Here is a 19,984-nt window from a genome sequence, read left to right as displayed (position 1 = left end):
AATGACTCCGAACTATGGTTTCTCTTTAGGTGTTTGCATCCGGCTGCAGCTCAGGACTTGCTTGAATAAACGCAGGTAACTCACGAAGTTGTGCTACGACAGCACGAATCCTTGGGTACGGCGTCATATCCACCGCAAAGCGCTCTGCATTGTAGACCTGCGGCATGAGACACACGTCTGCAAGGGTGACGGTGTCACCCACACAGTAGCGTCCTGCGGTCGTTTCCAAGCGTTTCTCGAATGCACCAAAAGCTTGCGAAACCCAATGGTGAATCCACGCCACTTTGCTTGCTTCAGGTTGCTTTAACGTGCCTGTAAGATACTGCAAAACTCGTAGATTCGTTATCGGCTGGAGATCGGCTGCCATATCCAGCGCGAGCGTCCGAACAACAGCTGCGCCCAGTGGATCCTTCGGAACCAGTGCGGGTGACGGAACCAATGCATCAAGATATTCGATAATGGCAAGCGATTGATTCAGCTGAACACCATCATCGGTGATCAACGTTGGAACCAGCTGTGCTGGGTTTAGTGCTGCATAGGCATCTGTTTTTTGTTGCCCACCGTCTTTCAGCAAGTGAACGGGAACCGTCTCATACTGAATTTCTTTAAGATTCAGTGCAATACGAACCCGGTAGCTGGCAGACGAGCGCCAGTAACCAAACAACTTCATGCAGATGGCCCTGAGTACTGCACGATTTTTTGATCAATCGCGCCAAAGATGCTGTTTCCGTCCGCGTCATGCATTTCGATTCGGATCGTGTCACCAAATTTCATGAACGGCGTACTCGGCTTGCCGTCTCGGATCGTTTCAATCATTCGGATTTCAGCGATACAACTGTAGCCAACGCCCCCCTCTGTTACGGCGCTTCCATGATCAGTGCCCTGTTTGTTCGATACCGTTCCCGAGCCGATAATCGTGCCCGTGCAGAGCGGACGCGTCATCGCCGCATGTTGAATGAGACGATCAAAATTAAACGTCATATCGACACCCGCATTCGGGTACCCGAAAAGCTCACCGTTATAGGTCGAGCGGAGCGGCAAATGAACCTTTCCATCCTGCCAGGCATCACCGAGCTCATCTGGCGTAACCGCGACCGGAGAAAATACTGAACTCGGTTTCGAGTTATAAAAACCAAAGCCCTTTGCTAACTCATTTGGAATCAAACCGCGCAGCGACACATCATTGACCAACATCAACAAACGAATGTATTGACGTGCATCTTTGGCTTCGACACCCATCGGAACATCGTCGGTGATGATGGCGATTTCACCCTCAAAATCGATGCCCCACGACTCAGAACCCAAAGGGATATCCTGACGAGGACCAATAAAGGCATCTGATCCCCCCTGATACATCAGTGGGTCTTCCCAAAAGCTGGGTGGCATTTCAGCGTTTCGAGCCTTCCGAACCAGTTCCACGTGATTGACGTAAGCACTGCCATCCGCCCAATGATAAGCGCGTGGCAATGGGCTCTCGCATTGGGTCTCATCAAACGAAAAATCATCACTTAGTTTGTCGTTGTTGAGCGCAATATAGACCTCTTTCAGACGTCCCTCGACCTTGTCCCACCGATCAAGTGCGGACTGCAATGTCCGCGCTATTTCAGGCACGGCCACCGCACGCGTTAGATCACGACTGACTACAACGAGTTTGCCATCACGGGTACCATCTCGATACGTGGCTAATTTCATTCCTTTTTCTCCTTCCAGCTATTCACGTAGTCTGGATTTTCGACACTCACCGCAGCTTCGCTGAATTCAAGCGCATCTCGGGTATCGAGCATGACTGCGACTTCATCGGTGAATTTTTTCTTGTATTCCTGCCCTGCTTTGAAGGCTTTTGGATGCGGGCCGTGCGTAAATCCAGCCGGATGGAATGTCACCATTCCGCGATCTATGTTATCTCGGCTAAAGAAATCGCCCGCGTGGTAGAATAGTACCTCATCGTAATCGTCGTTATTGTGATAGAAAGGCACTTTCAATGCACCCGGGTCGCTTTCAATTGGACGCGGAACAAAAGTACATACGACAAAACGATCCGCAACAAATGTGGTGTGCGCCGATGGTGGCAAGTGATAGCGATGACTCATCAACGGACGAATGTCACGCCAGTTGATACGCACAGGCGCTAGGTCTCCATGCCAACCCACCGCATCGAGCGGATTGTAAGGATAGGTGATCACCGAGACTTGTCCGTGACGTTTTACTTCCACTTTCCAGGCGTCTTCGCTGTATTGCGCTTTGAACGCCTCATCAATTTCGGGAACATCCAAGCAGGCCGGGTCAAATATTGCGTGATTCCCGACCAGCCCTTTGTCGGGCAGCTGATAAGCCCCATTCGTCGCCTCGATCATGACAAGTTGCATAGGAGCTGTTGGTTCAATCCGCCAATTGGTCGAGCGTGGAATCACCACATAATCCCCATCACGAAGTGTCAAGTGGCCATAATCGCAGAACAGTTCACCTGCACCTTCGTGGACGAACAATAAATCGTCACCATCGGCATTTCGAGCCAGGCGCTTCATCGGCTCGTTGAGATGCCAAATACGGAATTTACAATGCGCGTTGAACAGCAGATGCGGCGCAACCCAAGGAGATGCTGAGTCCGTTCCCGACAATTGATTGAAATCGAAGCAGCGTGGACGCAACGGCCCTTCCCAATCACTCCAACCGGTTGGGGCATGAGTATGATGGAAATGGGTAGCTGGCCCAAAAAAACCGCTGCGACCAGCTTCTCGTTCGTAAATCGCTTCTTCCGGGAAGTCAGCGTGGGCTTGGCGCGAGGCCGTACCCACTTGCTTCGGGAAAGAGATCCACTTACGCATCGCTTAAGACTCCTCGACGAATCTGATCTTCCTCGATCGACTCGAACAGTGCTTTAAAATTACCTTCACCGAATCCCTCGTTGCCCTTCCGCTGAATAATCTCGAAGAACACCGGACCAATCACGGTCTTGGTGAAGATTTGCAAAAGGATACCGTCTTTCATCGGCGCGCCATCAATCAAGATACGCAGGTCACGGAGGTCATCCACACTTTCTTCATGACCCTCAACCCGCTCATCGATCTTGTCATAATAGGTGTCAGGCGTTGGCATAAACTCCATCCCGCGCTCGCGCAAAGTTCGAACGGTGTGATAGATATCATCAGACGACATGGCAATATGTTGAATTCCCTCGCCGTTGTATTCACGCAGGTATTCCTCAATTTGCGACTTGTCGTCATGTGACTCATTAATAGGGATACGGATTTTTCCGCAAGGAGAGGTCATTGCACGACTCAAAAGTCCCGTTAATTTGCCTTCAATATCGAAGTAACGGACTTCGCGGAAGTTTCCAATCCGCTCATAGAAGCCAGCCCAGACATCCATATTACCGCGGAAGACGTTGTGGGTCAGGTGATCCACATAATCCATACCAACTTGGAAATCGTTCATTGACGCTTCCCAATTCTCGTAGAATTGAAAATCGACATCGTAGATTGTTTTATCGCCGTACCGATCAACAAAATACAGAGCACTTTCACCAATTCCATAAATGGCTGGGATGTTTAGTTCCATCGCGCCAACATCAGGTTTGAATTCTTTTGCACCATTGGCAAGAGCATGGGCCATTGCTTTGTTCGCGTCTTTTACGCGGAACGCCATACCGCATACGCTTGGTCCGTGTTCGCGCGCAAATTTTTCCGCTTGCGATGAGGGTTGCGCATTCACGATAAAGTTGATGTCATTTTGCTTGTACAACCAAACATCTTTGCGGCGATGTTTCGCAACTTCGGTAAAACCAAGTTGTTTGAAAAGATTTTTCAGCGCATCGATGCCCTTTGCATCGGCTGCGGTGTACTCGACGAACTCGAAGCCATCGGTGCCCAATGGATTAATGCTGTGGTCAGTCATAACTAAATTCCTCTCATGTCGCGCGGTACCCCTCTCTCGGCATACCGCTTTTGTTGTAAGTTTTCTATGGTGTTGTATCGCGAACGCGCGTGGCTCGGCTAGGCGTCAGCCTTGAATGAGAATGTGCTTAAGTTTAAGACATTCGTAAAGAATAGTTTACTTCGATTGATTATGCATCGCTTAAGGGGCTGTTTGTAAACAAAACATTACAAAAGCCCCGCGCGCTGGCATGAAATCTGTACGTTTAGCTGTTTAGGTCCGCTTACGCTGCTTTCCGATCCCGTAGTCGCGCAGCTTGTTTGCAATGGCTGTATGGCTTAAGCCCAGCTTTCGCGCGAGTTGACGGGTGCTGGGATAACTTGGATAAAGCCGACGCAACAGCGTGCTTTCAAACCGTTTCACTGCATCTTCAAGTGTTCCGTCCTCAAGATCGATCGCCAGAGAATCTGCAATTGCAGGAACATCGGGTAAATTGATATCGCTGGGTTCGAGCGTCTCTCGCTCGAGCATAGAAATCGAACGAAACAACGTGTTCTCTAATTGACGCACATTACCCGGCCAACTGTATTGACTGAGATAATCTTTACAGGGAGGTGATAAACGAATCGGTGCGCGCTGCAATTGTTGGCAAAACTTTTGAACAAAGTGTTCAGCCAACAACAACACATCGCCTTTTCGATCCCGTAATGGTGGCAGCTGAAGCGAGAGGACATTCAAGCGATAATACAAGTCCTCGCGGAAATGGCCGGATTCGACTCGCTCGAAAAGCGCCCCGCGTGCCAAGCAAATCAGCCGCACATCAACCCGAACCATTTGCTCTTCGCCAATCCGACGGAAGGTTCCATCCTCTAAGAAGCGCAAAAGCTTCGCTTGCAGCTCTTGGGACATATCCCCGACTGAGTCAAGCAGGACCGTCCCACCGTTCGCTTGCTCAAAAATTCCTTTTTTTCCGCTCGGATGATGGGTGAAAATGCCCGGACCGTAGCCAAAAAGCTCACTCTCTGCCACGTTATCGGGCAGTGCACCACAATTCACAGCAAGAAATGGTTGCTGGCTTCGATTACCGGCTTGATGACAGGCTCGGGCAATTAGTTCTTTGCCTACACCGGTTTCTCCTTCAATCAACAAGGGCACATCCAACTGCGCCATTCGCTCGGCATCTTTCAGCACACGTTTAACATGCGCATGCTGAGTCAAGACATGACTGAAGGGGGAAACCTGGCCACTGCTATTCGGTCGACTTGGCAGCGGCTCCGATTGACAATGCACGACGGCGCCCGCAAATGCAGGTTCACCTTCTTTATCGTTCACCCACACGGGTAGAAAGCTCGCACGATAATTTGCGGTTCCGATTCGCACATAATCTGTATGGGGTTCGCTCGGCTGTTTTTCGAGCCAGCGATGGACATGAAACCCACCGACTAAATCATTTACCAACTCACCGCGTAATGCGTCTTTTTCAGTATCAAGTAACGCCGCAGCTGCACTGTTGATAATGTCTACACGCCCTTTCGAATCAACTGAAATGACTGGATTCGGTAGTGTTGAGAGCAACAAATTGAACTCATAGTGCTCTCGCTCGGTGGGCATATACGGGATCGTCTTGACGTCTTCGACGTTGGGAATGCGGCGAATCTTCGACATCAACATTTGAAAATCAGCAAATTCGATGGTCGGAAAGCTAAGGTAGATTTTCCCTATCGGATCGACCTCGATTCCTTTTAGGTCAATGCCATTCTCGCGCAAAATCGTCAGAACGTCTTGGCAGAGTCCGAGCCGATCTGAGCAGGTAATTTCCAAACGCATGTAAGTAGGCTTCCCAACAAAGTATGTAAATAAAATTATACAGGGATGCAAATAAAAAATCAGCAGAAGCGGACTGCTTGCTGCTGATTCTCGATGAGTCGCAGTGAGATTGCGTCAGTCGCAATCTAAAAACCACGGGCTAATCATTCAGAAGGGCGTCGGTTTTCGCTGCCATAATGAAATCGTTCTTGTGCAGTCCCCCAATTGCATGGGTCCACCAAGTCACGGTGACCTTTCCCCACTCCAAGAAAATACCTGGGTGATGGAATTCGGCTTCCGCCAGCTCCGCCAACTTATTCGTGAATGCCAGCGCTAGCTTAAAGTTCTTGAATTTATACACACGCTCCAATTGCATGACACCATCGCGCACCACTGGGGCCCAGTCAGGAATCTCACGCATAAGTGATTTCAGCTCAGCATCGGAAACTTTTGGGGCATCTGCACGGCAAGCTTCGCACTTCATTTCTTTTAAGTCAGACATGCTCTGTTCCTTTCTCCATACTCGACCGAGTATGACTTCTCTTCGTTTAGTAAAAAATATGCGCGGCGGTATCCGCCACGGCTAGGCTGCATCTTTCGGCTTGGGTGGAAATTTTGGTTCGAATAAACCAAGTTCCATCGCTTCTTCAACCATAGCCATGATATCCATATCTGCAATCTCAAACAGTTCTTGGGTATCGGCAATGGTGTAATAAATGGGCTGCATAATATCGATCCGATATGGCGTCCGCAGCGCATCAAGGGGCTTAAGTGGCTTACGCTCAGGTTTATCGCTCTCTAATGCGTACTTTGTTTCGCCGGGTGACGATAGAATTCCGCCCCCGTAGATCCGCAATCCTTGCTCAGTTTGCATTAAGCCAAACTCAACGGTGAACCAGTACAGGCGAGCCAAGTAAACCCGTTCTTTGGGGCTCGCTGCATAGCCGAGCTTGCCGTATTGATGCGTAAAATGAGCAAATGCAGGATTGGTTAACAGCGGGCAATGACCAAATATCTCGTGGAAAATATCGGGTTCCTGAAGATAGTCAAACTCTTCTCGTGTACGAATAAAGGTCGCCACAGGAAACTGTTTATTCGCCAGTAAGCGAAAGAACTCATCGAAAGGAATCAACGCAGGGACCTGCGCCACTTGCCAACCTGTCGTTTCCATCAGGACTTCATTTATCTCATGCAGCTGAGGAATACGATCCTTCGGCATATCTAACAAACGCAAGCCTTCCATATATTCATCGCAGGCTTTGCCAGGAATGATATCCAGTTGACGCGCTACAAGGTCGTGCCAGATGCGGTTCTCTTCGTCTGTCCAATGAATAATGCCCTTTGCGTCGGGCTGCTTCGAAACGTATTTACTCTGTTTTTTACTCATAGCTCGCTCCTATACCGCGGAAAGGCGGGCTCGTGGATTGCTGAGGACACGCTCAAAACTTTGCTGCAAGTCCCCGATAATATCATCTACATGCTCAAGACCGACAGAAATCCGTACTAAACCATCCGTAATCCCTGCCCGCGCCCGCGCTTCCGGCGTTAACGGTGAATGGGTCATGGATGCTGGGTGCTGAATCAAGGTCTCCGCATCGCCCAAGCTCACAGCAACGCGTATCATCTCCAATTGATTCAGTAGCTGCACTGCAGCGCTGTAGCCGCCCAACATTTCAAAGGCAATCACCGCACCAGGGTGCGCCATCTGGGTTCCGACTAAGTGATGCTGCGGATGGTCCGCAAACCCCGGATAATAAACCTTGGATACGCAAGAGTGACTTTGCAAGAACTCAGCAACCCGCTCGGTATTGGCACAATGTTTTTCCATACGCACAGCTAAGGTTTTCAGACCACGGATAATCAACCATGCGTCGTGTGGAGACATCGTCGCCCCCATATCCTTGAGCGTCGTCATTTTAATGGTATGGATGTCCTCTGCCGACCCGGTAATGATTCCCGCCACAACATCACCATGGCCATTAAGGTACTTAGTCGCACTATGCACCACTAAATGCGCCCCAAATGCGCCAGGTTTTTGTAATAACGGGGTCATAAAGGTGTTGTCTACGATAAGACGAACATCGTTATGGCGAGCACAGTGCTCACCGACCATTGCTAAATCTAACAAGCGCAAGTGAGGGTTTGCAGGGGTTTCCAAGAAGACCACACGCGTGTTCTCTCGGAACGCGTTTGCAAGCGCGGTTTCGTCCGTCATATCGATGAAATCAACATGCACACCGAAACGCTCAAACAGATGGCTGAATAAAGCGAATGAGCATCCATAAATACAGTCCGACGCGATCACATGGTCGCCGGCTTTTAAAAATGCCATGGTTGCGGCTGCAACTGCACCCATTCCAGTCGCACACGCCGCGCCTGCTTCCATTGCTTCGAGCGCCGCTACTCGTTGCTCGAGTTGTGCCACTGTCGGATTGCCAAGTCGCGAATAGATATAACCCGATTCTTCACCAGCAAACCGGCGCCCACCTGTTTCTGCATCGGGAAAGACAAAGGTTGATGTTTGATACAGTGGGGTCGTCAACGAGCCATGCGGATCATTGAAAGCCGTCCCACCGTGAATCACCAGCGTCTCCGGACGCATTGTTTTACCCTTTGCCATAATGAGTTCTCATGTCGGTTGTTATTATTATGTTTGAGCCGTAGCTTACGGCAGGGTTTCAGGACACAGCAATAAAAGCAAAGTGGTCCTACCGCAGAATACTGTAAGGTTTAATTTCCACTCGGTGCCACCAACCCGTTCGGCCATAAAAAAAGCCCCAGTAAATTGGAGCTTCCTTGGTTTTCTCGCTTTCTGTGTCTGGGGCTACCATTGAAGACTACGAGATTAAAGACGGTTGATTTCCTGGCGCACCCGAAATTCGCTGGACGTTACGTATTCTTCCATCTTCCGAACCGAGTTTTCCATATCGGCAAATGTAGCCTGAATATCTTTTAGTGCTTCGGCTGGTGGTTTCCCTGCTTCCCACACTTTGGTTTTTACTTCAATGGTTCGGCCATCGTTGGTGCGCTCAATCCGCGTCTCTTCTCTCAGTGTGGTTGGCTCTGCGTTCGAAGAACCTCCCTCTGGCGCTTTATCGAGAACAATCCACGCAATGATGTAAGCAGTCAGGGTGATCTTTGAAGCCAGAATTAACGCAGTAATTGCGACGATACGAACGACCCAGAGCTCCCACCCAAAATGCTTCGCAAGCCCTGCACAAACCCCGGCGATCTTTCCCTCGACCGGATCACGCATTAAGTTCTTCTTTATCTTCGTCATGATCCCTCCTAGCGCTGTTCTTTCCGCCAGTTGGCGTGTTCAGCATCAAGTAAGCTTTCAAGCGTACGAATTCTCTCGCGCATATCCTCGGCTTGCTTGGCCAACTGGCGTACGAGTTCTGCGTCGGTGGCGCTCATTCCTTCCCGGATCTTCCGTTTACTGCGATAATGCAGAATGACCCAAATCGGTGCCACGAAAATCACAAACAGAATGAAAGGCGCCATAATCACGCTAAATATTGCTACTTCCATCTCACCCATCGCCCTATCTCCTCTCTGGGAATAGACTGCAGAGCGTTGCCGCGCTCTGCATGCCTACAGATTAGTCTTTTTTATTTTTATCGTTCAACTTCGCTTTCAACGCTTCTAGCTCGGCATCGACCTTATTCTCGTTTTCCAACGCACGGAATTCGTCTGTCAAAGTTTTCTTGCCAAGCTCATACGCGTCCACTTGCGACTCGAGATCGTCAATTTTCGCTTCATAACGCTCAAACTTATACATCGCATCATCGACTTTACTGCTGTCGAGCGTTTTCTTCACGCTCAACCGTGAGCTCACCGTCCGCTCGCGCATCAAGATCGACTTCTGCCGTGCTTTAGCGTCTGCCAGCTTTTCCTGCAACTGGGTGATTTCCCCACTGAGACGGTCCACGTGATCATCGACCCGTTGGATCTCTGCGTGAATCGTTGCAATAGTATCTTCTAACTTACTCTTTTCAAGCAGTGCCTGGCGCGCCAAATCTTCGCGTTCTTTACTCAACGCCAATTCAGCACGACGCTCCCACTCAACCACTTCATTTTCAAGCCGGGTCAGCTGACGGTTCAAATCCTTTTTCTCCGATAAAGTTTTCGCGGAGACTGAACGAACTTCAACCAACGTGTCTTCCATTTCCTGAATAATCAGGCGAACCATTTTCTGCGGATCTTCAGCCTTGTCTAACAATGCATTCAAATTCGCATTTACGATATCTGTGAAGCGTGAAAAAATACCCATAACATGTACCTCGTTTCTATGCTCTTCAAGTTGCAAAGCCATTGTTTTGATAAAATGGCCCTTCATGAAGAGATAAAGCAGGAAGCGTGCCAACTTTCTCACTTCGTTATAAAGTGCTGATATTTTGTGGCTTTCAGAAGCTCCCTAAAAAAACATCCGTTTCTTTATGATTGTGAAAGTTAGATAATTAGACTAATAATTAGTGAAATTAGCCAACAGGACCACTCCATGTCTCGTTTTCGCGAAAACGAAAATCTTATTGGTGAATCCAATAGTTTTCTCGAAGTGCTTGAGCAGGTATCGCGCCTCGCTCCTCTCGACAAACCTGTGCTTATCATTGGCGAACGCGGTACCGGGAAGGAGCTGATTGCTGCTCGCCTCCACTATTTGTCGACCCGTTGGGATCAACCCTACCTCACACTCAATTGTGCTGCTTTAAATGAAAACCTTATCGAAAGTGAGCTCTTCGGACATGAATCAGGCGCATTCACGGGGGCGCAAAAAAAGCACGAAGGACGGTTTGAGCGGGCGCACAAAGGAACGCTATTTCTTGATGAGCTTGGAAATACGCCAGACCTAGTTCAAGAGAAGTTGTTACGCGTCATTGAATATGGTGAGTTCGAACGAGTCGGCGGGAGCAAAGCGGTCCGTGTGGATGTACGGCTTATTGCAGCGACAAACGAAGACTTACCGACGCTTGCAGCGCAGCAAGAGTTCCGCGCTGACCTTCTCGACCGACTCGCATTTGATGTCATCACACTGCCCCCTCTTCGGCATCGTCGGGAAGATATTTTATTATTGGCAGAGCACTTCGCTATTCAAATGGCTCGTGAATTGCAGCTTGAGTGCTTTGCCGGTTTTACACAGAAAGCAAAAGAACAGTTACTCGCTTACCCATGGCCTGGGAATGTACGCGAGTTAAAAAATGTCGTGGAGCGCAGTCTCTATCGCTTAAATTCAGCGCAGCTGCCACTGCATGATATTATTTTTGACCCGTTCACCAGTCCGTATCGGCCGACGCAGGCGATAAAAAAACGAAGTTCTGTGCCGACGGATGCGCCGCAAGCGATCGCGATACCCGCGGATCATGCACACAAACCGGACAATGCGCACGCCGCCGCATCGTTAGACAGTCTGCAGCCCACAGTCACCCCAAATTCGATGGAACTATCGTTTGAGAACGTGCTCGATTTCAAAGAGCTATCGCAAAATTTTGAAATCGACGTGCTCAATCAAGCGCTTGCCCACTGTCAGTTTAATCAGAAAAAAACCGCAGAATGCCTCGGCTTAACCTATCATCAACTGCGAGGTTACTTGAAAAAATATCAGTTACTCGAGGTCAACGCTAAAGATGACTAACGCGGCCCGCGCATTACTCGCGCTCTCGACTTGTATGGTGATGACCGCGTGTCAACCCGGCCGCGATCTTCCCGAGCTCGAGGGCCTGTTATATTGTGCCGAGGGAAATCCTGAGTCGTTCAATCCACAGTTGGTCACGTCAGGTACGACTCTCGATATGACAGCGAATCAACTGTATGACCGTCTGATCGAGTACGATGCTGAACAGCAAGCGTTCGTACCCGCTCTCGCCACCGAATGGCATATTAGTGACGATGGGTTACGTTACTCATTTGTTTTGCGTGACGATGTCTCTTTTCATACAACACAATATTTTCAGCCGACCCGCAAATTCTCAGCCAAAGATGTGCTGTTCTCCTTTTCCCGTTGGTTCGACGACGAGCATCCGTATCATCGTGTGTCTGGTCGTGGTTATCCATTTTTCACGAGCTCTGGTTTGCCGGAACTCATCGAGCATATTTCAACACCAAGCGAACGCGAAGTCGTCATTCAACTGGCGCAGCCTGATAGTTCGTTCCTGGCCAACCTTGCTTCTGATTTTGCGATCGTATTGTCCGAGGAATATGCGGCTTTACAAATGGAAAATGGAACACCAGAAATGATCGACCAGCTCCCCATCGGAACAGGTCCATTTCAATTTGCTGACTTTCGTAAAGATGTTCATGTGCGTTTCATTCGAAATTCCAATTACTGGCGTGAACCTGCCCGCATGGAGCAAGTTGTTTTTAGAATCACCCCAAGCGACCACAAGCGGATGTTAATGCTCCTAACCGGAGACTGCGATATATCGCCGTACCCTCCGGCTCGGGACGTCGAATGGTTAAAGCGGCAACCAACCATTGACGTGCAGCAAACGACCAGTCCGAACACTGCATTTTGGGCACTAAACACCACCCGCGAGCCATTTGACGATCCGAACGTTCGCCAAGCCCTCGCCCATGCAATCGATCGCGATGCCCTCCTCCGCGCTGTGTATTTCGGGCATGCGGTCCGCGCAGACTCTATTCTGCCCGAGAGTTCGTGGGCGCATGCGCCGCAACCGCAGGCCTTTGCCCATGACCCTTCGAGAGCCCGTGAGCTTCTCCGAGATGCCGGATATCCCAATGGTTTCTCGATGTCGCTGTGGGCGATGCCCGTACAACGTGCCTACAATCCGAATGCACGATTAATGGCAGAACGGATACAATCCGATCTCGCCCAAGTTGGGATTCAAGCAACCATTGTTACGTATGAATGGTCGACTTTTCGACGCCGGCTAGGTGATGGTGAGCATGATAGTGTGCTGATTGGTTGGTCCGCTGACCATGCAGATCCCGACAACTTCTTCCGGCCTCTACTCAGCTGTACTGCCAAAGCAAGCGGTGCAAATCGAGCCCAGTTGTGTGATCCCATGTTTGACGAGCTTTTGAATGCTGCTATTCGCAGTAATCAACCGGATGTTCGTGGTCATTTTTATGCCCAGGCTCAAGAATATCTTGGCGCAGAAATCCCGCTTATCCCGATTGCCCATAGCATTCGATTTCAAGCCTCTCGCGCGCACATTGGCGGTGCCACGCTCACACCATTTGGTGGCATATCATTGCGTGGCGTATACCGACGCGACTCGGCAAAGACGAATTCCGTGGTGCTTGAGGAGTCCGAACAATGACGCGATACCTCTTCCGGCAAATCGGACTTTTGCTCGTGACCCTTTGGTTACTCACGCTGCTTACTTACGGCCTTGGACATTGGTTCCCGGGCGAATTCATTACGAACAGCAGCGGAATTTTTCCAGATGATATTCGTTATGAAGATATTGTTGAGCAGCGGGCGGGAGATGCCGGTATCCTCTCGCAATACATCGCCTATCTTCAGCATCTATTTTCAGGCCAGTGGGGCGTGTCCCTTCTGGACGGAGAGCCGGTCTTTGAGCAACTTCAGCTACGTTTTGGCGCGACGCTAGAAGTCGCCCTGCTCGCTTTTCTGCTTGCTTTGATTCCCGGTATACCACTTGGTGTGCTTGCTGCATTGTATTTCCGAAAACCAGTCGACCATACCATTCTCACGATAAGTCTATCGGGTTATTCGATCCCTGTTTTCTGGTTTGCCCAAATCGCGATCTTAGTCATTGCGGTTCATTGGGGAATGGTTCCTATCTCTGGGCAAATCAACCCTTTGTACGACATTCCTCCTCGTACCGGTTCGATCTTGCTTGACATTATGCTGGCGCAGCCCTCCTATCTGGCAGCGGCCCTCCATAACGCGCTGCTACACATGGTACTTCCAGTAAGTATACTTGCGGTCATGCCGATGATGTTAATCATCCGTCTAACTCGCAATGCCATGCTTGACGTCCTCCAGCAAAACTACATCACGGCGGGCTATGCGAAAGGACTCTCCACGGCCCGAGTGATTTGGAGTCACGCCATCCCAAACGCCATGCAACAACTTTTACGGCAACTTGGAGCGCTCATCAGTTTATTAATCACCAACACCATGATTGTTGAGGTGATTTTCTCCTGGCCTGGACTCGGGAGCTGGTTGGTGCGAAGTATCTATGAGCGTGATTACCCTGTCATTCAAGGTGGCCTTTTAGTGATCGCAGCGCTTATCCTGATTGTGTCGATTATTCTGAACCTCTTCCATGCCTGGCGGTATCCACAAGTAAGGAAAGACCTCTATGGCACGCCCTAATTTGTATTATGAAGAACGCTCGCCAGCCCCGCTTGAAATGGTTTGGCTCGAGTTTCGGAGTAAGCCATTAGCTATGGCAGCACTCTACATTTTGCTCCTCATCAGTTTACTGGTACTCATTGGTCCCTTACTCACCCCCTATGAGCCAAATCAGCAATTTATTGATGCCATCTCCCTTCCCCCTGCTTGGTCCACCGCTGGAGATATCCGTTTCTTATTAGGAACCGATGAGTTGGGTCGCGATATGGTCACACGTCTGATTTATGGGGCCCGGTACAGTTTTGGGCTGCCTCTATTGGTCGTGATGAGCGCCGCCCTTATCGGAATCGGTCTTGGCGCCGCTGCAGCCATGACTGTTGGAGTAAAAAGCTCAACGCTCAAACACCTCCTTGACGTATTGATGTCTATCCCGTCCCTGCTGCTTGCGTTAATTATCATCGCAATCCTTGGCCCGGGATTGTTCAACGCAATGCTTGCAATCGGACTTGTGTTGATTCCGCAATTTCTCCACGTCACTCGAAATGCCGTGCACGACGAACAAAAGCGTGCCTATGTTACAGCGAGTCGACTTAATGGGGTTTCACAGCTTTATCTTCTGTTTACTGTAATTTTTCCAAATATCATCAAGGTCCTCGTGGTGCAATTTACCATCGGTTTGTCTATTGCCATTCTGGATATTGCAGCACTCGGCTTTCTGCGCTTGGGTGCACAAGCTCCTACCCCAGAGTGGGGCTCGATGTTAGCCCAGAGTTTAGAAGTGGCCTACGTGTCGCCTTGGGTCATGGCTTTGCCTGGCTTGGCACTTTTTCTCACTTTGGTCAGTGTAAACCTCGTCGGCGAGACACTTCGTGTAGCCATTCAACGGCAGTTGGAGCGTTAATTATGTTGCTCGATATCCGAAATCTTACAATTTCGCGCGACACGCCTACGGGTCGAGTCCAGGTACTCGAACGGGTGAACCTCCAAATCAATGAAGGTGAAATTCATACCTTAGTCGGTGAGTCAGGTTCTGGGAAAAGCCTTATTGCTCGGGCGATTATGGGCTTTTTAAGTAGTAACTGGCATATTCAGGCAGATCGCCTGTGGTTTGAAGAACATGATCTACTGACACTCACAGCCTCTCAACGTCGGCATATCATTGGGGTCGACATTGCGATGATATTTCAAGATGCAAAGAGTTATTTGGATCCGAACCTGACCGTCGGCGAACAACTGGGGGAAGCCGTCCTTGACCAAGACCTTTCGGGTCGTTGGCTACAACGAAGAAAACAACGAAAAGAACGCGTGATTCAGCTTTTGCATCGGGTCGGGATTAAAAATCATGAGTCTATGATGACTAGTTACGCTCATGAGTTATCAGAAGGTGCTGCACAAAAGATCATGATTGCGAGCGCGATCGCGCATCGACCGAAACTGTTAATCGCTGACGAGCCCACCAGCACTATGGAGCCTGCAACACGGCAACAAATCTATCGTTTATTGGCTCAGTTTCATGCGCGGTATGGCATGTCAATTCTGCTGATTAGCCAAGATCTTGGCGCGATTATGAAGGAAACGGAGCGACTCAGCATGATTTATAGCGGGCAGCTGATGGAAACCGGCCCAACCCGAGCACTCCTTGATAAACCACACCATCCCTACACCGAGGCCCTGTTGAATACCTCGCTGTACCGACAATCGCAACGAGAGCCTCGCTCACGACTACCGACACTTGCAGGCACAGAACCCAGTCTCCAGCATTTACCCATTGGATGTCGTCTTGGCCCCCGCTGTGCGAATGCGCGTCCAAAATGTGTCCAAACCCCAGAATTGAGCAAGTTACGGGATCGCGCTTTTGCGTGCCATTATCCGCTCAACTTGGAGGAGAAAGAATGAAACCACTCCTCGAAGTCCGTGAATTGGGCAAGGTTTACCCATTACGACAAAGTTTCTTTCGCCGCACTGTTTTTACTGCGTTGCAACCAACCAGCTTTCAGCTTATGGCCGGGAAGACACTTGCCATCATGGGTGCAAATGGTTCAGGCAAGTCCACATTAGCAGGTCTCATCGCCGGAGCCATTCAACCAAGCCAAGGTGAGATCTTGCTGAATGGTCAGCGTTTACAGCCCGATAACTATCGTCAGCGCGCACAGCATATACGGATGGTCTTTCAAGATGCAGAGGCATCGTTGAACCCCCACCTCACGATCGGTTCACAATTAGAAGAGCCTTTGCTGTTTAATACCGGTTTAAATCAATCTCAGCGTCGCGAACGAGTTGTGCACACGTTGCAACAAGTCGGTCTCCTTGCGGAGCATATGGTCTTTTATCCGCACATGCTCTCCACGGGACAAAAGCAACGGGTCAGTATTGCCCGCGCAATTATTCTCAACCCACAATTATTAGTCGCCGATGAGGCACTCGCAACGCTCGACTCTTCCGTTCGCGCGCAGATTATCAACTTACTTCTCGACTTGCAGCAGGACCTTAAAATGTCCTACATATTCATTAGTCAAAGTCCGGAAATTGTGCGTCATTTAGCCGATGATGTGCTCATTATGAAAGATGGCCGAATTATTGAACAAGGTGCCGTCGATACAGTATTCGATGACCCCCAGGAACGATATACCCAGAGCCTGTTATTGTCGGAGCTGACCTAAATGAACATGCCGAGTTAGCCAACGCAACGCAGATTTACCGCCGCACAGCGCAAGCTATGAGGGCGTCCTTGAGAAGATGTTCACAATTTGTTAGCGTTATGCGCTTTCAAAATAGAAGCAAAGTATAGTTTGCATCTTAGGCTTTCCTTGCAGACTGCTTGCGCACTTAGCGCATAAGATCTTGACGCACTAAACAACGATCATAAAAAGCGACACAACACAGGAGTCTTTATTGTGGAAACAGAAACGCTAATATCGTTAGCGCTGTACTTTATTGCGATGCTCGGCATCGGAGTTTACGGATACTTCAAATCCACGAGCGACCTCTCCGATTATATGTTAGGTGGTCGTCGCCTCGGTCCCGGAGTAACGGCCCTCTCTGCGGGCGCATCCGATATGAGCGGTTGGATGCTCATGGGGCTGCCCGGCGCTTTCTTTGTCGCAGGATTTAGTGAAGTTTGGATTGCGATTGGACTCATCATCGGTGCTTACGTCAATTACCGAGTTGTCGCCCCACGCTTGCGCACGTACACGTACATCGCGAAGGATTCCATTACACTCCCAGACTACTTCGAGAATCGCTTTGCGGATGACTCACGCGCATTACGACTCGTCTCAGCAATAGTCATCATTATCTTCTTTACGCTATACACGGCCGCAGGCGTATACGCTGGAGGCACCCTATTTGAAAATGCCTTCGGATTGGATTATCAGTATGGACTCTTACTGACCGCAGGTGTGGTTGTCGCTTATACCCTAATCGGTGGCTTCTTAGCGGTGAGTATGACGGATTTTGTGCAAGGCTGTATCATGTTCCTTGCACTCATCATGGTCCCTATTGCAGCGTACCTGGTATTGAGTGGCGCAGGCAGTACAAGTGTCATGGCGGACGTCAGCGCCATCAGCCCAGCAATGCTCAATCCGTTCTATGGCGCGACCTTCTTGGGTGTTGTATCCCTTCTGGCTTGGGGCCTTGGTTATTTTGGCCAACCTCACATTATCGTGCGGTTTATGGCTATCAAGTCGGTGCGGGATTTTAAAGTTGCCCGCCGGATTGGAATGAGCTGGATGATCATCGCCCTAATCGGCGCCATGTTGACGGGAATTTTCGGCGCGGCTTACATGGCCAATTTCAGCGCCGAAATGGGCCCGGCAGCGTACCTAACCGAAACAGGTGAATTAGCGAATCCAGAGACCATCTTTATCGTCCTTTCGCAAATTCTGTTTCACCCATTTGTTGGTGGATTCTTGCTTGCGGCTATCCTGGCAGCCATCATGAGCACAATTTCCTCACAACTTCTGGTTACTTCCAGCTCATTAACGCAAGATTTTTACAAGGCATTCTTGCGCCGCGATGCATCGGATAAAGAACTAGTTCTTGCCGGGCGCGCTTCTGTGCTTCTGGTCGCAATTGTCGCTTGTGCGCTTTCTTTAAATCCAAGCCAGAATCTGTTATCCCAAGTTGGTAACGCATGGGCTGGTTTTGGTGCCGCGTTCGGGCCCCTAATCATTCTGAGCCTCTGGTGGAAGCGTATGACCCGCTGGGGAGCCCTCGCAGGCATGGTGGTCGGAACCTTTACAGTGCTGTTCTGGATTTACGTCCCGATAGCAGGCGCACCGCTTGCGTCCTATCTATATGAAATGGTTCCGGGTGTGATTGCGGCAACCATTGCAATTATTGTCGTCAGCCGGATGACTGAGAAACCCACACCAGAAATCAATCGCGAGTTTGATGCGATGGAAGGTGAAGTGCAACAAAACGCGCAGTAATCTTCTGGCCAAAGGAAAGCCCAGCACATCAGTGTGCTGGGCTTTTTTGTGAGAGCGGTGGGTGTTCTTTATTGGCAACCGCCGCAACATGTACCATGCCGTACCGCTTCCGATATGAACAAAATGTCGTTTTCTATCTTTATATGCAATTCAAGGTCAGCAACGAACTCTTTTAAAATTCGATAGAGTTCACGCCAACTTCCGCAGGCATCCGAAGGGAGATCAAACCCACCCGTTAAGTCTATCAGGTGATTAATGGATGCCGCATGCTCTTCATGTTCACTTTCCATCGCCAAAATAGGGCCCGTGGGGCGTTGACCATTCATCAACATGGGGAAGAGAATCTGCTCTTCCTTAAACATATGGTGCAAAAGCTCAGCCTGCAGGACCAACAGATGATCATGTAACCCATTAGGACACAATGGCTCTCCGGCGTGGACCGACTCCACTCGCTGTGCTAACTCAATTGCTGTCTCTAACTGGGTTCGATGAACCACGTGAAAGCGCTCGAGAACATACTGCACAAGTTGAATGTTCGACATGTGACGCAACTGATGTTCACTCAACGTTTGGCGTGCCTCATGACGATGTAAAGAAACTGTTTCACCCATACCCAAATCACCCTTTCATGCAACAATCAGAAACCTAGCTTAGTTCCCCCAGAGTCGCTACAGTACGCCTGTCACCGGATAGTCACAAGCACATGAAAGAGGTACTCCCCTTGGTTTATGGGGCAGTTGATGCATCCGTGGTATGCTCTCACCATTCGTTATCTACTCAGAATATCCCATGGCTACAGAACGCGAGATCGGAACCATTGAGAACAACCGAGCGGAGCAGCTTTCCGAGACTGATATTCGGCGCTATAGCCGGCAAATGATGCTAAAGCAGGTGGATTTTGAAGGACAGGAGCGCCTTAAGTCATCGCATGTGTTGATTGTCGGAATGGGTGGTCTCGGCAATGCTGCCGCACCCTATATATGCGCGTCAGGTGTCGGAACCGTCACTTGTGTTGACTTTGATACAGTCGAAATGAGTAATTTACAACGACAAACGCTCTTTACGGACCATGAACTCGGGAAAAATAAGGCCTTCGCAGCCGTTCAGCGTTTGCAGGCGCTGAACCCGCACATTGCGATCCACGCCTACACGGAGGCTATCCAACCGGATTGGCTTCGTGCGCAGCTATCCACGGTTGATGTTGTGCTGGATTGTACAGATAACTTATCAACACGAGAGCTCCTCAATGAACTCTGCTTTCAATCCAATACCCCGTTAGTTTCAGGGGCTGCAATTCGTTTTGAGGGGCAAATCGCGGTCTTTCCGATGACGAATTCCGCGCCTTGCTATCGCTGTTACAGCCAATTTTTTAAGGAAAAGGAGTTGAGCTGCATGGAGGCAGGTGTTCTAGGGCCTGTAGTGGGCGTTATTGGCTCCTTTCAAGCACTCGAAGCGCTGAAGGTGTTACTTCAATTGCACAACCCAAACGGGGGGACACTGCTTCATTTCGACGCACTCCATTCTGAATGGCAAAGCTTTCAATTCCACAAACATGAGAACTGCTCGATATGTGCAAAACGCGCTTAGCAGC

Annotated in this window: 20 protein-coding genes; 8 read left to right on the top strand and 12 right to left on the bottom strand. The window is 49.7% G+C overall.

Annotated features, from left to right (window positions below; genetic code table 11):
* Nucleotides 1–25: 25 nt before the first annotated feature.
* From maiA to pspA, 11 genes are all read right to left on the bottom strand, one after another.
* Nucleotides 26–670: a maleylacetoacetate isomerase gene (maiA, locus tag CWE11_RS00930; protein ID WP_126775725.1), complete on the bottom strand. Its 645-nt coding sequence runs from the start codon at nt 668–670 to the stop codon at nt 26–28.
* On the bottom strand, nt 667–1,692 hold the full coding sequence (locus CWE11_RS00925; RefSeq protein ID WP_126775724.1) for a fumarylacetoacetate hydrolase family protein: 1,026 nt from the start codon (nt 1,690–1,692) through the stop codon (nt 667–669). Before CWE11_RS00925 ends, maiA begins: the two co-directional genes overlap by 4 nt.
* Nucleotides 1,689–2,825, bottom strand: a complete 1,137-nt coding sequence (locus CWE11_RS00920) for a homogentisate 1,2-dioxygenase (RefSeq protein ID WP_126775723.1) — start codon at nt 2,823–2,825, stop codon at nt 1,689–1,691. The genes CWE11_RS00925 and CWE11_RS00920 overlap by 4 nt, the downstream gene beginning before the upstream one ends.
* Nucleotides 2,818–3,894 (bottom strand): 4-hydroxyphenylpyruvate dioxygenase, encoded by a 1,077-nt coding sequence (hppD, locus tag CWE11_RS00915; RefSeq protein ID WP_126775722.1) that lies wholly within the window; start codon nt 3,892–3,894, stop codon nt 2,818–2,820. The genes CWE11_RS00920 and hppD overlap by 8 nt, the downstream gene beginning before the upstream one ends.
* 252 nt (nt 3,895–4,146) lie before the next feature.
* The gene (tyrR, locus tag CWE11_RS00910; RefSeq protein WP_126775721.1) at nt 4,147–5,700 is read right to left on the bottom strand and encodes a transcriptional regulator TyrR; all 1,554 of its coding nucleotides are present in this window, start codon (nt 5,698–5,700) and stop codon (nt 4,147–4,149) included.
* 139 nt (nt 5,701–5,839) lie between these two features.
* Nucleotides 5,840–6,181, bottom strand: coding sequence for a 4a-hydroxytetrahydrobiopterin dehydratase (locus CWE11_RS00905; RefSeq protein WP_126775720.1), 342 nt, complete (start codon nt 6,179–6,181; stop codon nt 5,840–5,842).
* A gap of 81 nt (nt 6,182–6,262) precedes the next feature.
* Nucleotides 6,263–7,066 carry a phenylalanine 4-monooxygenase gene (gene phhA / locus CWE11_RS00900; protein ID WP_126775719.1) on the bottom strand — a complete coding sequence of 268 codons (804 nt, stop codon included), beginning with the start codon at nt 7,064–7,066 and terminating at the stop codon, nt 6,263–6,265.
* Nucleotides 7,067–7,075: 9 nt separating this feature from the next.
* Nucleotides 7,076–8,299: a methionine gamma-lyase gene (megL, locus tag CWE11_RS00895; protein WP_126775718.1), complete on the bottom strand. Its 1,224-nt coding sequence runs from the start codon at nt 8,297–8,299 to the stop codon at nt 7,076–7,078.
* 225 nt (nt 8,300–8,524) lie between these two features.
* The gene (pspC, locus tag CWE11_RS00890) at nt 8,525–8,959 is read right to left on the bottom strand and encodes an envelope stress response membrane protein PspC (protein ID WP_126775717.1); all 435 of its coding nucleotides are present in this window, start codon (nt 8,957–8,959) and stop codon (nt 8,525–8,527) included.
* A gap of 8 nt (nt 8,960–8,967) precedes the next feature.
* Entirely contained in the window at nt 8,968–9,219 is a 252-nt protein-coding gene (gene pspB / locus CWE11_RS00885; RefSeq protein ID WP_420808378.1) for an envelope stress response membrane protein PspB, read from the bottom strand.
* Nucleotides 9,220–9,280: 61 nt separating this feature from the next.
* Nucleotides 9,281–9,952 (bottom strand): phage shock protein PspA, encoded by a 672-nt coding sequence (pspA, locus tag CWE11_RS00880; protein WP_126775716.1) that lies wholly within the window; start codon nt 9,950–9,952, stop codon nt 9,281–9,283.
* A gap of 228 nt (nt 9,953–10,180) precedes the next feature.
* On the opposite strand from pspA, the gene pspF reads away from it, so the two are divergent.
* From pspF to putP, 7 genes are all read left to right on the top strand, one after another.
* Nucleotides 10,181–11,311, top strand: a complete 1,131-nt coding sequence (gene pspF, locus CWE11_RS00875) for a phage shock protein operon transcriptional activator (protein ID WP_126775715.1) — start codon at nt 10,181–10,183, stop codon at nt 11,309–11,311.
* Nucleotides 11,304–12,959, top strand: coding sequence for an ABC transporter substrate-binding protein (locus CWE11_RS00870; RefSeq protein ID WP_126775714.1), 1,656 nt, complete (start codon nt 11,304–11,306; stop codon nt 12,957–12,959). The genes pspF and CWE11_RS00870 overlap by 8 nt, the downstream gene beginning before the upstream one ends.
* Nucleotides 12,956–13,984, top strand: coding sequence for an ABC transporter permease (locus tag CWE11_RS00865; protein WP_126775713.1), 1,029 nt, complete (start codon nt 12,956–12,958; stop codon nt 13,982–13,984). The genes CWE11_RS00870 and CWE11_RS00865 overlap by 4 nt, the downstream gene beginning before the upstream one ends.
* A complete protein-coding gene (locus CWE11_RS00860) occupies nt 13,971–14,864 on the top strand; it encodes an ABC transporter permease subunit (RefSeq protein ID WP_126775712.1) in 894 nt (297 codons plus the stop codon). The genes CWE11_RS00865 and CWE11_RS00860 overlap by 14 nt, the downstream gene beginning before the upstream one ends.
* A complete protein-coding gene (locus CWE11_RS00855) occupies nt 14,864–15,859 on the top strand; it encodes an oligopeptide/dipeptide ABC transporter ATP-binding protein (RefSeq protein WP_198675562.1) in 996 nt (331 codons plus the stop codon). Before CWE11_RS00860 ends, CWE11_RS00855 begins: the two co-directional genes overlap by 1 nt.
* Nucleotides 15,856–16,623 carry an ATP-binding cassette domain-containing protein gene (locus tag CWE11_RS00850; protein ID WP_126775710.1) on the top strand — a complete coding sequence of 256 codons (768 nt, stop codon included), beginning with the start codon at nt 15,856–15,858 and terminating at the stop codon, nt 16,621–16,623. The genes CWE11_RS00855 and CWE11_RS00850 overlap by 4 nt, the downstream gene beginning before the upstream one ends.
* A 234-nt stretch (nt 16,624–16,857) precedes the next feature.
* Nucleotides 16,858–18,393 carry a sodium/proline symporter PutP gene (gene putP / locus CWE11_RS00845; protein ID WP_126775709.1) on the top strand — a complete coding sequence of 512 codons (1,536 nt, stop codon included), beginning with the start codon at nt 16,858–16,860 and terminating at the stop codon, nt 18,391–18,393.
* 68 nt (nt 18,394–18,461) lie between these two features.
* Here the strand turns inward: putP and CWE11_RS00840 are convergent, their stop codons facing one another.
* Entirely contained in the window at nt 18,462–19,004 is a 543-nt protein-coding gene (locus CWE11_RS00840; protein ID WP_126775708.1) for a hemerythrin domain-containing protein, read from the bottom strand.
* Between the two features lie 178 nt (nt 19,005–19,182).
* Here CWE11_RS00840 and CWE11_RS00835 point away from each other — a divergent pair, with 178 nt between their 5' ends.
* Nucleotides 19,183–19,980 (top strand): HesA/MoeB/ThiF family protein, encoded by a 798-nt coding sequence (locus CWE11_RS00835; RefSeq protein ID WP_126775707.1) that lies wholly within the window; start codon nt 19,183–19,185, stop codon nt 19,978–19,980.
* Nucleotides 19,981–19,984 lie beyond the last annotated feature (4 nt).

It is taken from the genome of Aliidiomarina sanyensis (genome assembly GCF_003987175.1).
In the GTDB taxonomy this organism is placed as follows: domain Bacteria; phylum Pseudomonadota; class Gammaproteobacteria; order Enterobacterales; family Alteromonadaceae; genus Aliidiomarina; species Aliidiomarina sanyensis.
This window is presented reverse-complemented; position numbering and strand designations above follow the sequence as displayed.